General features: G+C 64.8%; 12 protein-coding genes and 1 pseudogene. 9 read left to right on the plus strand and 4 right to left on the minus strand.

Annotation, left to right across the window (positions count from 1 at the left end; all coding sequences use genetic code 11):
* Nucleotides 1–148: 148 nt before the first annotated feature.
* Together IVW53_10670 and IVW53_10675 are read left to right on the plus strand one after the other, a co-directional pair.
* Nucleotides 149–705 (plus strand): annotated as a pseudogene (locus tag IVW53_10670) (NAD-dependent epimerase/dehydratase family protein).
* Nucleotides 702–2,129: a lipopolysaccharide biosynthesis protein gene (locus IVW53_10675; GenBank protein ID MBF6606032.1), complete on the plus strand. Its 1,428-nt coding sequence runs from the start codon at nucleotides 702–704 to the stop codon at nucleotides 2,127–2,129. The pseudogene IVW53_10670 and the gene IVW53_10675 overlap by 4 nt, the downstream one beginning before the upstream one ends.
* A gap of 304 nt (nucleotides 2,130–2,433) precedes the next feature.
* Here IVW53_10675 and IVW53_10680 read toward each other — a convergent pair whose 3' ends face one another.
* From IVW53_10680 to IVW53_10690, 3 genes are all read right to left on the minus strand, one after another.
* Nucleotides 2,434–3,222: a sugar nucleotide-binding protein gene (locus IVW53_10680; protein ID MBF6606033.1), complete on the minus strand. Its 789-nt coding sequence runs from the start codon at nucleotides 3,220–3,222 to the stop codon at nucleotides 2,434–2,436.
* 5 nt (nucleotides 3,223–3,227) lie between these two features.
* The gene (locus IVW53_10685) at nucleotides 3,228–4,346 is read right to left on the minus strand and encodes a methyltransferase domain-containing protein (protein ID MBF6606034.1); all 1,119 of its coding nucleotides are present in this window, start codon (nucleotides 4,344–4,346) and stop codon (nucleotides 3,228–3,230) included.
* A gap of 103 nt (nucleotides 4,347–4,449) precedes the next feature.
* Nucleotides 4,450–5,436, minus strand: coding sequence for a polysaccharide biosynthesis protein (locus IVW53_10690; protein MBF6606035.1), 987 nt, complete (start codon nucleotides 5,434–5,436; stop codon nucleotides 4,450–4,452).
* Nucleotides 5,437–5,707: 271 nt separating this feature from the next.
* Between IVW53_10690 and IVW53_10695 the strand changes: the two genes are divergently transcribed.
* From IVW53_10695 to wcaF, 7 genes are all read left to right on the plus strand, one after another.
* Nucleotides 5,708–6,706, plus strand: a complete 999-nt coding sequence (locus IVW53_10695; GenBank protein MBF6606036.1) for a glycosyltransferase — start codon at nucleotides 5,708–5,710, stop codon at nucleotides 6,704–6,706.
* 44 nt (nucleotides 6,707–6,750) lie between these two features.
* Complete coding sequence (locus IVW53_10700) at nucleotides 6,751–8,106, plus strand: glycosyltransferase (GenBank protein ID MBF6606037.1); 1,356 nt, start codon at nucleotides 6,751–6,753, stop codon at nucleotides 8,104–8,106.
* Between the two features lie 11 nt (nucleotides 8,107–8,117).
* A complete protein-coding gene (locus tag IVW53_10705) occupies nucleotides 8,118–8,879 on the plus strand; it encodes an NAD-dependent epimerase/dehydratase family protein (protein MBF6606038.1) in 762 nt (253 codons plus the stop codon).
* A 104-nt stretch (nucleotides 8,880–8,983) separates the two neighbouring features.
* A complete protein-coding gene (locus IVW53_10710; protein ID MBF6606039.1) occupies nucleotides 8,984–10,294 on the plus strand; it encodes a hypothetical protein in 1,311 nt (436 codons plus the stop codon).
* A gap of 53 nt (nucleotides 10,295–10,347) precedes the next feature.
* Nucleotides 10,348–11,127: a glycosyltransferase gene (locus IVW53_10715; protein MBF6606040.1), complete on the plus strand. Its 780-nt coding sequence runs from the start codon at nucleotides 10,348–10,350 to the stop codon at nucleotides 11,125–11,127.
* A gap of 369 nt (nucleotides 11,128–11,496) precedes the next feature.
* Nucleotides 11,497–12,681, plus strand: a complete 1,185-nt coding sequence (locus tag IVW53_10720) for a glycosyltransferase (GenBank protein MBF6606041.1) — start codon at nucleotides 11,497–11,499, stop codon at nucleotides 12,679–12,681.
* Nucleotides 12,678–13,274 (plus strand): colanic acid biosynthesis acetyltransferase WcaF, encoded by a 597-nt coding sequence (gene wcaF / locus IVW53_10725; protein MBF6606042.1) that lies wholly within the window; start codon nucleotides 12,678–12,680, stop codon nucleotides 13,272–13,274. Before IVW53_10720 ends, wcaF begins: the two co-directional genes overlap by 4 nt.
* Nucleotides 13,275–13,573: 299 nt before the next feature.
* Here the strand turns inward: wcaF and IVW53_10730 are convergent.
* On the minus strand, nucleotides 13,574–13,853 hold a 280-nt coding region (locus tag IVW53_10730; GenBank protein MBF6606043.1), incomplete at its 5' end, for a carboxypeptidase regulatory-like domain-containing protein.

A 13,853-nucleotide genomic window follows, 5' to 3' on the forward strand; every position in this document is an offset into this window, starting at 1 on the left:
CCACCGGCCAGGACAGCCTCGTACCTCCCCGAGCTCCTGCTAGAGAGGGGCGCCGAGGTCCGCTGGCTCATTCGCCCCTCCAGCTCGTTCAATGACCCGGCCAGATCGACCACCTCTAACGTGATCCCCATGAGACAGAGAAGAGGCTCTGCCGGAGGAGACGAACGCACCATTTGGGCTCGCGAAGAAGACGCTCCTCGTCCCAATCGCAGGCGTGTCGGGAGCAATACGGGCTCTATGCCATCTACCTCGTGCCGGTCAACCTCTACGGCCCCGGGGGACAACTTCGACCCGAGGAGTTCCCACGTGATCCCGGCGCTCATCAGGAAGTGTGTCGACGCGCGCCAAGCCGGCGCGGACCACATCGAGGTCTGGGGCACGGGCAGCGCCTCGCGGGAGTTCCTGTACGTGGATGACGCGGCGGAGGGCATCGTCCTCGCCGCCGAACGCCACGACGACGATCCGGTCAACCTCGACGTGGGATGGGAGATCACGATCCGCCAACTCGTCGAGCTGATTGTGGAGGTCACTGGATTCGCGGGCGAAGTCCACTGGGACGCGAGCGAACCCGACGGCCAGCCGCGACGAGCACTGGATACCACCCGCGCCCACGACCGGTGCGGGTTCATGGCCCGGATGCCGTGGCAGGACAGACACCGAGCGACGATCGCCTGGAACGAGTCAAGACGCGGAGCTGACTCGTGACAGATGTGGCTCCGGTTCCACACGTAGATCCGGCGGCTCATGGCCCGCGCACCAGCGGTGCGGCCGGACGCATCGCGCGCGGCCTCGCAGCGAACCTCGCCGGCAATGCGGTCACGCTGCTCATCCAGCTCGTCAGCGTGCCGATATTCCTTGCCGCGTGGGGTGTAACGACCTACGGCGAATGGCTTGTCCTAGGTGCAGTCCCGACGTATGTGGCGCTGAGCGATCTGAGCTTTTCGTCCGTCGCAGGAAACTCGATGGTCATGCTCGAGGCACAGAGCAGACGCGACGAGGCGACTGCCCTCGGTCGTCGCCTCTGGTCGATCGTGACGTTGATGACTGGAACCGCGGTGCTGGCCGCGATCGCGATCGCCTACGTGTTTGGCGGGGTCTTTGGCACGGGAGCCGCGATCCCAGCACCAGAGGCACGCGTCGTCCTTGCGGCGCTGTTCCTGCAGGTCGCTGTCGGCAACCAATACGGCGTGCTGGACGCGTGGTACCGGGCCGGTGGGCGTTATCCCCTGGGAGCGACCATGCGCCAACTCGGGCGCCTCCTCGAGTTCGGCGCGCTGATAGGGGCGGTGTTCGCAGGAGGCGGACCAGGGACTGCAGCCATCGCGTTCCTGATCGGTAGCCTCGTTGGTTTTGGAGTGTCCTGGATCGTCCTTCACCGGGCCGTACCGTGGTCCACCTTCCGGCCGGAGCGCCCACACCGTCAGACGTTCCGCGAACTGTTCGTGCCCGGACTCGCGTACATGGCATTCCCGATCGGCAACGCGTTGTCGCTGCAGGGGTTCACGATCGTCATCGGAGGCGTCCTTGGCGCAGCGGCCCTCGTGGTGTTCTCAACCACCCGGACAGCCACACGCGCCGCCTTACAGGTGATGGGCTCATTTGGCTTCTCGATCTGGCCAGAACTGTCCCGATCCGTGGGCGGCGGAGATATCGGCGAGGCGCGGACGATTGTGCGGCGCGCCGCACAGGCCTCACTCGCGGTCTCCATGCTGCTCGTTGCCGTCCTAGGAATGCTGGGGCCAACACTGATTCGATCATGGACCCACGGGATGGTCGATCCGCCGGTCGTGCTCTTGTACCTCCTCCTGCTCGTGATGGTTGTGAACTCCCTCTGGTCCACGCTTTCGGTGGTACTGGCATCCTCGAACCAACACATCCGGCTTGCGATCGTCTACGTCTGCGGTGCCCTTGCCGCTCTGGCCGCGTCGATTCCACTGACCTCGGCCTTTGGGTTGGCTGGTGCAGCTCTGGCGTTGCTGATGATTGAGATCGCCATGCTGGCCTATACCGTGCCCGCGTCGCTGCGTCTCATTGGAGAGCCTCCCGTCAGCTTCCTGCGCTTCGTCTTGGACGTTCCCGAGACCGTGCGCGCGTGTAAGCGTTGGTGGTCCGATCGAGCGGTTCGGTGAGAGACACCCCGCGGCGGCCATGGCGCACCGAGGAGCGGATAGAGGGCCCGACATCAGCGCGATCGCAGCGCCGCTCTTCGTCCAATGAACCCGTCACGACTCGGCCTCGTTCGAACCGCGACACATGACGGGAGCTGCGCGGTCCGCCCCCTTGCGTACAGCGCTCAGTGCCCAACATTTCCTGCGGTAAGGTCCCGCGAGCAACGCTCGCTACCGCCGAAAAGGGCCCTGCGGGCCAAGACTTGGTCGCGACGGCCCAGCCAGGCTCGACAACGAAGCTACATTCTGGCGATCTCCGCCACAATCATGGACCGCCTCGTTCCCATCGACGGAGTGCCGCGAGCTGCTGCGTAATCCGGCCACGTTCGATTGTAGGCACCAGCACACGATTGACGGGTCGCCCACTAGTCACGGGCAGGACGCGAACTGGAGATCCGAAGATACGCGCTGCCGCATCGAGAAGCTCGAACTTGCTGATCGGTTGCCGCGATGTGAGATGGACGATCCCCGGCGCCTGTGACCTACGTCGCTCGATCATTTCCGCGCAGACTCGTGCCCACTCGACAGTCGTAACGCCGTTCCAGAAGTGGTCTGTGTATCCGGGTACGTCGCTGCGCTGCTCTAGGAGCCAGCGGAGCAGGCCTCCCCCAGCACCAACAATCGAAGTCCTGATGACCACGGTGTGCGCAAGGTGAATCACAAGCTCACCGAGGTGCTTGGACAGTCCGTATGTGTCCGTCGCGTCCGGCCTGTCATCGACACTGTACCGGCCACGCTCCCCGCTGAAGACCCCGTCCGTGCTTGCATGGATGAACAGCCGTCCTTCGCCGAGACGAGCTCCCAACTGCAGCGGCAGCAAGGCATTGGACACGAGCATCTCGGCCTCGGTCGCCGCATTCGACGAGAGTACCCCTGCACAGTTCACGATGACTTCGGCATCACTTCGCTCGACCTGCTCGATGAGCGGGTCTGTAGCACCCCCGGTGAACCGAAGGTCGGTCGTCAGGACCCTATGACCTAGTTCGTCGAGGTACCGGCGGACCGCTGTGCCGAGCATCCCTCGGTGGCCGACAACGAAGACCGCGACGCCCATTGGGTTCATGGCTCCAGATCGAACGTCTGGAGCCAGGTTCCACGAAAGCCGGGGTGCTTGGCCTTTATGTCACGGCTGTAGTTCCATGCGGTGACGAGACACACGTCCGGCGAGTCGCTCTCCAGCGTCCCCGACGGGTAGATCGGCACGGCTACGCACGGCAACCAGCGTCCGACGCGAAGCGGTGAGTCGTCAAGCACATAGTCGAAGTGGAGTTCCGGCATCTGGTTCATCCAGACGTTTGCCCGTCCCGACGCTCCGTACGCCACCACGCGTCGACCGTCGCATCCGGCGGCAGCCACGGCTGAGTACAGCTGCGACTCCCGGCGACGCAGGTAGCTGTTGACCAGCGGTCGGAAGGGCTGCGGATCCAGAGCGCTCGATCGGGTGATGGGACTCGATCGGTTGACACTCCTGAACCCGCAGCGAAGCAGGCCTCCATGCAGGGGCAACCGCTGGCTGAACGTGGCCTCGAAGCCCACCTCAGTCACGCACGCTCGGAGTGATCGCTCGGACCATTCCACCTTGTGCTCATGGTAGATCGTGTCCCACTGTCCGCCCTCCAGTGTCGCGGACAGATCGTGGACTTCCAAGATCAACTCCCCGCCCGGTCGAAGGAGCACATGGGCGGCCTCAATGGCCCCACATAGATCGGTGAAGTGGGCCATCGCATTCGAAGACGTGACTAGATCGACCTTCCCGCGGTCGGGGTGCCTCGTCGCCAGCTCCAGTGTGAAGGGCACGTTGAGGAGCTCATAGTCTCCGGACCTATGTTCACGGGCCACGTCACTTGGGTCGATACCGACCCGATGCCACGCCTTGGGCAGACGGGAGAGAAGGATCCCATCGTTCGCGCCGATTTCGATGATGTGTACGCCGAGGGGTCCGAAGCGCTTGATGAGAAACGTCGCGTATTCCTCGAAGTGGCGGACCAGCCCCGGGACGGTCGAGCTGCCGTACCGATACTGAGCGTAGAGGACATCATCGGGAACGTCTTCCAGGACCTGAACTAGCTCGCACCACTGGCATTGCACCCAGGTCAATGGAAACCGTGGTGCGGTGGCTGCTTCGATCTCCATGTCACAGAATTGGCCCGCAAGGGGCATCGGATCCATCCGAAGCAACGTGAACCACTCGTCTTGAGGCCGACCGCATCCCCGGCACCGGGAGACGAGTCCGTATTGACCGACGTGGGATAGCCGATCCTCGGCATCGGCGCGCGGGTGATCAGATGTAGACATCGTCATCCCCGGCGGCATCCAGCAATGCGGCCAAGGCACCATAGTCCGTGACCCTCTCGGTGTTCTCAGACGTGTACTCGTAACCCTGCTGCCGAGAGACCACGTTCGCGGGTCGGCGGTACTGGGGATGGATCGTGAAGTACGCGTCGTCCTCAGTCGCGTTTTCGATTTCGTACTCGTTGACGAGGATCTCGTGGATTTTTTCTCCTGGCCGGATACCCACGATCTGGATGGGGTGTTCGTCGCGCATCGGGCTGTACTTCCTGACCATCGCCCTGGCCAGGTCCAGCACAGTGCAAGCGGGCGCCTTCCGAACGAAGACCTCACCGCCCAGGGCGGAAGCAAGCGCATGAACCACGAGCTCGACGGACTGGTCGAGCGTTAGTAGGAATCGCGTCATCTCTGGCACAGTCACTCCGAGGGGCTCTCCGCGTCGGATCAACTGGCGGAACAGCGGGATCACGCTGCCGCGGCTGTTCATCACATTGCCATACCGCACGCAGCAGAAGACGGTGTCGGTCGGAAGGAAGTTCTGCGCTGCGACGATCTTCTCCATCATCGCCTTGCTGATCCCCATGGCGTTGATGGGCTTGACAGCCTTGTCCGTGCTCAGTGCAACAACGCGGCGTACACGGGCGGCACTTGCCGCTTCGCAGACATTCAGTGATCCCACCGAGTTTGTCATCATGGCCTCTCCCGGGTACTGCTCGCAGGCCGGGACTTGCTTTAGAGCCGCCGCGTGGAACACGAAGTCGACACCTTGCATGGACACATTGAGCCGACGGAGGTCACGCACATCCCCAATGATGTAGCGAAGCTCCGGCAGCGCCCGCTGCATTTCCCACTGTTTCTTCTCGTCGCGGGAGTAGATCCTGATCTCGGCGACTCCCTGCCCGAGGAGGAAGCGCGCGACACGGTTTCCGAAGGACCCGGTGCCGCCGGTAATCATGACTGTCGCACCTACCAGACTCACCCGATATCCCTCCGCGCCGACGGGTCGACGCCCACCATTGACCAGGCCGTGCAGACTGGCTTCGCGCCCAGGCAGCGCGGCCTTAAGCGCGGGCGCCGAGCTTGGGCGGCCGGGTTACATGGCGGATCTGAGACAGCCCATTCCGATGCTCGGGAGTTCTCGTGGGACGCGCGCAAGTGGCGTGATCCGAGCGACCGTGTGCTCCATAGCTATTATGGCCGAGAGCGTCCGCCGCCCACAATGGTGCCACGGGAACGCTGAGGCCCTCTTGATGACCATCTCAATTGGTGTGCCGACGCACAACCATGGGCAGTATCTGGCCGCGACTCTCGATTCCCTCCTGGCTCAGACTGTCCCGCCGGACGAAATCGTGGTCTCGGACGACAACAGCACAGACAACACGCCGGAGGTCCTGGGACGATACGAAGGGCGAGTGAGGATCTTGCGCCCGCCGAAGCGCCTCGCAATGGTCGATCACTTCAATTTTCTGGTGGAGAACCTGAGCGGCGATTGGTTTGCGCTACTCGGCTCGGACGATGTCGCCGAGCCGCGGTTCGTCGACATCCTCGGGCGAGCGGCCAGCGGTAGCCGCGAAGCGGTCTTGGTTCGTGGCGGGTGGCAAGCGATCTCCCTTTCCGGTCGCCCGTTGGGATCTCACCGGCTGTGGTCGACGGCATCCGTGACGAGACCTCCACGCACCTTTATTGAGCAGCTCTCGGGCCCGAAGCCATCGCTCTCGGCGACCTTGTGCCGCCGCTCCGCTTGGGTGGAAGTCGGCGGGTTTCCTGCTTCTCTCCGACATGCGTTCGACTGGGGTTTGTACCTCCGCCTCAGCGCGATGGGGTCGTTTATCACGACGCATCGAATGGTCGCCAAGTTTCGGACTGGCTACGCCCACAGCAAACTAGTCAGCCGCCTCGTCGACAAAGCCCATGATGAACGGGTGATGGCGTTGGAGATTGCTCCAGCAGTAGCCAAGGTCCTAGGGCTGTCTGCAGAGCCCGCGATGAGTAGGGCCGCGCAGTCCCGGCTCAAAGCAATGCTCCTCGAGGCTGACATCGCGACCGACGCCGATGTGCGGGCTCGCGTGGTAACTGAACTTCGGCCGCTGGCCACCGCCCTTGGCCAGGAGCGATTGCTCGATGACTTCACAGCCGGGCAGCTGGTCGCAACCCCGGTCCGCTTCCGTAAGCTTGCCAGCGGTGTATCGGTCATCGACGCGCAGGTGCGCACGATCCGCGATCGGTTGATCCGAGTGGGCCCAAGTTGAGCGGCCTAGCCATCGCCGCGCGTATCTCCGGGTGCGATCCGCTGATGACGAAGGCCGATGAGGGCAGCGCTGCCGCACTCGAACAGCCGAAGTCAACGCCGGAGCGATCCTGCGCGACGCCACCGGCGCCGGTTCTCCCACCCCGGATCTTCGTCTCGAACGGCTTCAGCCGATTCCCCTTGGCACAACTTGCCGCGGGACTCCGGAAGCGCGAATGGGACGTCGAGCTCCTCACGGGTGCCTACCCCGTTGGCGCTGCAGCCACCATCCTGCGAAACCTTCCACTCCGACGGTCGTATCGGCTGGGCCGCCTGGAGGACCGGCGAGTTGGGATCGAGCCGGACAGGGTCCACGCCGACTTCGCCTCGGAGCTCGTTCAGAGGACCGGTCAGATCCTAGGGTCGAGAGGGGCCGTGAGACTGGGGACCGCACTCGATGTCGTGGGGTTTCGTCTCGCAGGCCTCCGAGCGGCGCGAACGGTCCGGAAGGCGCGCCACCTTACCGCCTACCACTTCAGATCTGGCTTTGGTCTCGAGTCCCTGGATGCGGCGCGCCGTCGCGGCGTTCCAACGATCTGCGACCACTCGATCGTGCATCCGGCGGTGCTGGAGTCGCTTGTGCAGAACGGCGGGCAACTCCCGGCGGGTTGGAGCCCGGCAGAGCCGCATGGGATCTGGCGCCTGGCGGTGCGCGACATCGAAAAGGCGGACTGGATCGTGGTCAACTCCGACTTCGTCCGGGAGACTTTCGAGTGGTCCGGCTTCGACACGACCCGAGTGAAGGTCATTTACGCAGGAGTCGAAGCCGAGTTCGCGGCTTCGATCCCGCAGCGGGACGCCGAGACGGACGGGGGACCTCTGCGCTTGATGTTTGCGGGCGAGATCGGCCAGCGGAAGGGAGCCGACGTTCTCTTCCGCGCACTGTCGACGCTGCATGGCGTCGACTGGAAGTTGGATCTCATCGGGGCGATAACGCCAGCCATTGCCGCTGGCTGGTCGAAGTTCCTGAGTGACTCCCGCGTGACCTGGCACGACACGGTGCGCATCCGAGAGCTCGCGGCGCTGATGAGCCGGGCCGAAGTGTTCGTGTTCCCGTCCCTGGCGGAAGGATCGGCGCGCGTGGTTGCCATGGCGATGGCGGCCGGTTGCTACGTGGTGACGACGCCCAACAGCGGATCGGTCGTACAGGACGGCATCCACGGGCGGGTGGTGCCTCCGGGCGACTATGAGGCCCTGGCGGCGACGCTGATGGAGGTCGCCGCCCAGCGGCGGATGCTTCCTCTGGTAGGGCGCGCGAACGCCAACCTGATCAGACGCGAATACCTGGTAGAACACTACGTGGACCGCGTCATCTCCTTCTACCATGAGATCCTCGGCCCGATCCACGGAACCCGGCCATGAGAGGCTGAAGCGTGCCGTTTGACGTGATCGGAAATGGCCTGCTCGCTCGGGCATTCGCCTCCGCGTCAGTGACGAGTCCCGATGCCACCATCTGCGCGGCCGGAGTGGCGGATTCGCAGTCCTCCGATGTGGTCGCGTTCCGGCGAGAACAGTCAATACTGAGGGACCTGGCCCATCGCGCACGCGCAGGAGACTCCGTCCTCGTGTACTTCTCGGGCGCGCCAGTCTATGGAGACGCCACCGGTCTCCGTGTCGAGACCTCCCAGGCGACCCCGGAGACGCCGTACGGCCGCCACAAGCTGGAGTGCGAGAGCCTGGTGGCCGACAGTGGCGCTCGGTTTCTTGTGCTTCGTCTTCCGAATGTCGTGGGCCCGAGCGGGCACCCAAACCAGCTCATTCCGTCGCTGGTTGCCCAGACCCTCAGCGGATCCGTCGTCATCAGGACCGACGCCACCCGCGATCTGCTCGACGTCGACGATCTCGTGACCATCGTCGCCGCGCTTCTTCGCCGTGGCGTCTGCAACAGCGTCCTGAACGTCGCTTCGGGAGTTTCGACCCCCGTACCTCGATTGGTCGACGTGATCGCAGAGACTCTCGGCACTTCTCCGTCGGTCGTGTCGGCCGAACGGGGCGATAGTCAGCAGTTCTCCACGACCAAGGTTCGCGGGCTTCTGCCGGAATATCCCCGCTTCGAGGCTGACTACCCGGTCAACGTCCTGCGCCGACGGGTCCCCGAAATCGCGCGAACGCTTCGTGATGGAGAGCCGCGGTGAACCGGACTTCCGCGGGCACCGTGAGCGACGATCGCCTTCAGACCTCCAGGCCAGCAACCAGGTCCTCGCAATCGGACACAACTGCTCTGGACGTCTGGGCGTTCGTGCTGCCGGCAGTCTCGTTCGTGCAGATTACCGTCGTCGGGCAACTGATCGTCAGCGAGGTTCTCGCGGTCGCATTGCTCCCTTGGCTGTGGGGAGCCAAGGACCGCCTCCACGTGCCCCGCTGGTTCCTGCTGCTGTGGGGCGCTTGGCTGGTGTCGCAGATCGCCACCGACCTCGTGATGCGCAGCCCAATCGTGGACTACGCTCGAGGATGGGCGGCCATCCTGTTCACGCTGACCGACTTCGCCGCGATCCTGGTCCTCGTGTCGACGCCACGCCGAGCCCGCCTGTTCGCCCTCGGGCTGGCCGCCAGCGGTGTCCTGAGCTACTTCATCGCTCCCAACATCTATGCTGCGGGCGATCCGTGGAAGTGGGCTTTCGCAATGCCGGTCGGCTTTACCCTGGCTGCCGCTCTGTCGGGATCGATCAGTACTCGAATGCCGCTCGTGCCGATCGGTGCGTTCGCGGCATTCGGTGCTCTGACCCTGCTCCTTGGATTCCGGAGCCTCGGCGGGGTGGCTGTTATCGCCGCTGGATACCTTCTCCTCAATACCCTCGTCGGCCGGCGGCAAGCACGTGCGCGCCCTTCGATCCGAACGGTGATTGTGGGCCTGGTCTTCAGTATGGTCGCGGCCTTCAGCGTCTCGCAGGGCTACGATGCTGCTGCCTCCGGGGGTCTGCTCGGACCTGGCGCCCAGGCGAAATACCTCGCGCAGTCCGGCTCGCTCGGGGTCCTGGTTGGCGGCCGGCCCGAGATACTCGCGTCCACCCAGGCGATCATCGACTCGCCGATCCTCGGCCACGGATCGTGGGCGAAGGACTTCAAATACGTGGACCTCCTCACGGCGCGCCTCAGCTCTCTGGGCTACGAGATCGGGGCCGGACCGAGCGACGTGGGCCTGATCCCGGCGCACTCCTACCTGCTGGGTTCATGGGTGTGGGCCGGACTCCTCGGTGGCGTGTTCTGGCTCGCCATTCTCTTGCTCGCAGGCGGGCTGCTGGTGAACCTCTATGCGGTCCGCCTGAGGCTCGAGCCGCTCCTCGTCTTCTCCGCCGCACTGCTCATCTGGAACATCGTGTTCTCGCCTTATGGAAGCAGCTCCCGGCCTCTCGCCGCGTACGGCATAGCACTCTGTCTTCTCGGACTCAGCCAGGTGCGCGGGGAGGAGACCCATCCCGCGCCCGCGCCCCCTCGTCCCACCCGCGACGGCTCGCCGCTCATAGCGTCCCGATCCGGAGGCTCCGCAGATGGCTGGACTGCAGCGAGGGACCGCCGCTCGGCGCCCGGTCGCGGCGCTGACTCCACATGACTCCCGACACGTCTGCGGCCACGCCGCTCCCGGGCCCACCGTCTCGGATCTCGGTGATCGTTCCGAGCTACAACTCTGGTGCCTATCTGCGGCAGGCTCTCACGTCGGCGCTGGGACAGGAGCCCCGCCCCCATGAAGTCGTGGTGCAGGATGGGGTCTCCACCGACAACACACGTGACATTCTCCGGTCGTTTGGTGACCGGATTGCGTGGGTCTCAGCTCCCGATCGCGGACAGGCGGATGCCCTGAACATGGCGCTCGCACGGGTCACTGGGGACATCGTCCTCTGGCTTAACGCCGACGACGTGGTCCTGCCGGGCGCCTTCTCCGCGGCATCAGCTGCTTTCGCCGCGGACCGCAATCTCACATTCGCATACGGCGACTTCGACATCATCGATGGCGCTGGCACGCTGGTGCGGACATACCGATCGAGCCCGTACTCATGGGATCGAGTGTTCGCTCGCGGTTGCTACATCTTCTCCGGCTCGCTGTTCGTACGCAGCACCGCCTTGCTTGCCGTTGGCGGCTTCGATCCGTTGCTGCATGCCTGCATGGACTTTGACCTCTTGCTTCGGCTGGATGCAGCCGGAGCGTCGCGGCACATTGAGCAGACGGTCGGTCAACTCCGAATGCACGGCCGTAACAAGTCATCAACGATGTCCGCAGTGTTCTTCCGAGAAGCGTTCAGCATCCGGCGTCGTTACGCTCGAGACTCGCCTCGCCTCTGGCCGATCGCTCTACGTTCTACCGCGATGGAAGCCATTGCCCTTGCCACGACGCGACTGAGATACTCGTCCCGATGGCCTCGTCATGGTCGTGGCAAGACCCTGTGAGGCGCGGGCGTGTCCAGATGTAGGCACGCGGCTCGAGGCCAGTGCCATACCTTTGGTGAGTCATCAGATCGACGGTTGCCGCAGGAGTCTGATCCACGAAGACTACGCTCGTCGACCAATGTCGTTGAGCCTCGTCCAAGGCCTGCGTGCCGCCGGGTCGAGCATGCTTGATCGAGCTGGCATGGCGATGGAGGCCGCTGCCGTTGACCACGGGGAACATTCGGGCGCCCCAGACGGTGGCGTGGGCGGCCGAGGCTTACGGTCATCGATTGAGGCTGGAGCCCACCTCCTCCGGGCACGAGGATGCGTCGAGCTCCACGCCGATTTGAGCGAGCACGATTCCGTCGGCAAGGAGCACTGAGTCGCGCCATGCGAATCCTCCACGTGATTCCATGGCTGGCGCCGCGATACGGCGGACCCGCCGCGTTGGTGCCGGACTTGTGCATCGCGCTTGCCAGGCGCGGCCATGAAGTCGAGATCGTGACCACGAACACGGACGGCGACGCGCGGCTTCCCGTCCCGGTGGGTCGACCCGTCCCATGGGCGGGCGCCATGGTGACGTTTCACGCGCTGTCGGCGCCCACTCAATACCTCACCTCGTGGTCGATGCTCGCTGACCTGCGCAGGCGGATCGAAGGCTTCGATGTTGTTCATATCCATGCGCTCTATCGTTTCCACGACGTGGTCGCCGCGGCGGTCGCTCGCCACCGGAGCGTTCCTTACGTTGTGCAGCCCCATGGCAGCCTCGATCCCTGGCACCGCGCACGGAGGCGCCACGCGAAGGACGTGTACCACGCGCTCATCGAAGACCGGGTCATCCGTGGCGCGGCCGTCGTCCTCTGCACATCGGAACGCGAGGCCAAGGCGATTCGCGATCTCGGGTACAAAGTGCCCGCGCGGATCATCCCGGTCGGAATCGATGTGGACGACCTGAGAGCACCTGCACATGCGGGCGCACTCCCGTGCGCCCGCATCGATCGTGGCACCCGCGTGGTCACGTTTCTCGGCCGCATCGCGCCTAAGAAGGGCCTGCCGCTCCTGATCGATGCGTTCGCCCAAACGGCGGCGACGTTCCCGACCGCACACCTGGTCATCGCGGGGCCGGATGACGAGGGGATCGGCCGCCAGTTGGGCGCATTGATTGCCCACTCCGGTCTGGGAGATCGGATTTCGTTCGTAGGTACCATCTCCGGTGCAGCGAAGCGGGCGCTGCTTCAGCGGTCGGATGTCTTCGTTCTCCCATCGGCGGATGAGAGTTTTGGTGTCGCTGTGGCCGAGGCGATGGCCGTAGGGTGCCCAGTCGTCGTGAGCCCTCACGTGGCAATCGAAGATATCGTCCGGTCGAGCGGGGCGGGCATGGTGGTCGAGAGGAACCCTGCCGCGATCGCCAAGGCTGTGGCGACGATACTGGCGGATCCGGCCGCCGCGAGCGTCATGGGTGAGGCCGGTAGAAAGACGGTGGATGAACGATTCGCGTGGCCTATGATCGCGGCGCGGATGGAAACGATGTATGCCGGAATCGTCGACGCAAGCCGGGCAAGAGTGCAACCGTGAGCGTCGACCTGAGCCAAACTTCGCCGCGCGGCTACCACCCCGGACGCTCCTATGCGTATCGGGCGCTCTGGCTCGTGGTGGAGGCTCTCATCCTGCTCAATCCGATTGTGACGCAGTACTCGCTCAAATGCTGGGTCCTCCGGCGGTTCGGCGCCCGGATTGGGCGCGGCGTGCTCATCAAACCGAATGTGCACGTCAAGTACCCCTGGCATCTGGAGATCGGCGACAACACCTGGATCGGCGAGCGGGTCTGGATCGACAACTTCGTCCGGGTCCGGATCGGCGCCAACGCGGTGGTCTCCCAAGGCGCCTACCTGTGCACGGGCAACCACGACTGGTCCGATCCGGGCATGGGCCTCGTCGTCAAGCCGGTCCTGGTCGAGGACGGGGCCTGGGTCGGCGCGTTCGCCCGGATCGCTCCGGGGATCACGGTGGGTCGCGAGGTGGTCGTGACGCTCGGCTCGGTCCTACTCGAGGACGCCGAGGCCCGGGGGGTCTACACGGGCAACCCCGCTGTTCGGGTCCGGGATCGAGCCATCCGGGACCGCCCGGGGCCCAAGGAACTGGTTTCCGCGCCGGCCTCAGGAGCATGAGGTTCGGCCAGGGCGCGAACAAACGTGCGTTCGTCCGTCACAGTCTGGGCTCCGGTCCTCGGCTGGGCGGGGCTGATCTTCGTCCTCTCGGCACAGCCGGACCTGCGCTTCGCGTCGGACCCGGGGCTCGACTTCGTCGTGCGCAAACTCGGCCACATGGGGGTGTTCGGGATCCTCGCCCTGCTCGCCTGGCGGGCCCTGGCGGGGACGACCGCCTGGCGCCGGGCGGCGATGACAGGACCGGCCGTTCTCTTGGGAGCCTCGATCACGTCAGACATCTCTGACGATATTGGGGCCCGTCAGCGCACGGTGAGGTTCTGGGTCAGGTTGGCAGCACCGAGGGTGACGGGCGTTGCCGTCGCCAGGCTCGTGCCGCCGAACCATTGGGCGGCGTAGGGTCCGGACACGGGCTCGATGTACAGCTTGTAGGAGCCCTGCGGCAGGGTGAAGCTGTACAGGCCGCTCGCGTCCGTCACGCCGGCGTTCGTCCAGGCGCCGGTCGTCGCGTTCCAGGCCGACACGGTGGCACCCGAGATCGGGGCGGCGCTCGTGGTGCTGACAGTGCCCGACAGGGTGAAC

This window comes from Chloroflexota bacterium (genome assembly GCA_015478725.1).
Lineage (GTDB): Bacteria > Chloroflexota > Limnocylindria > Limnocylindrales > CSP1-4 > C-114.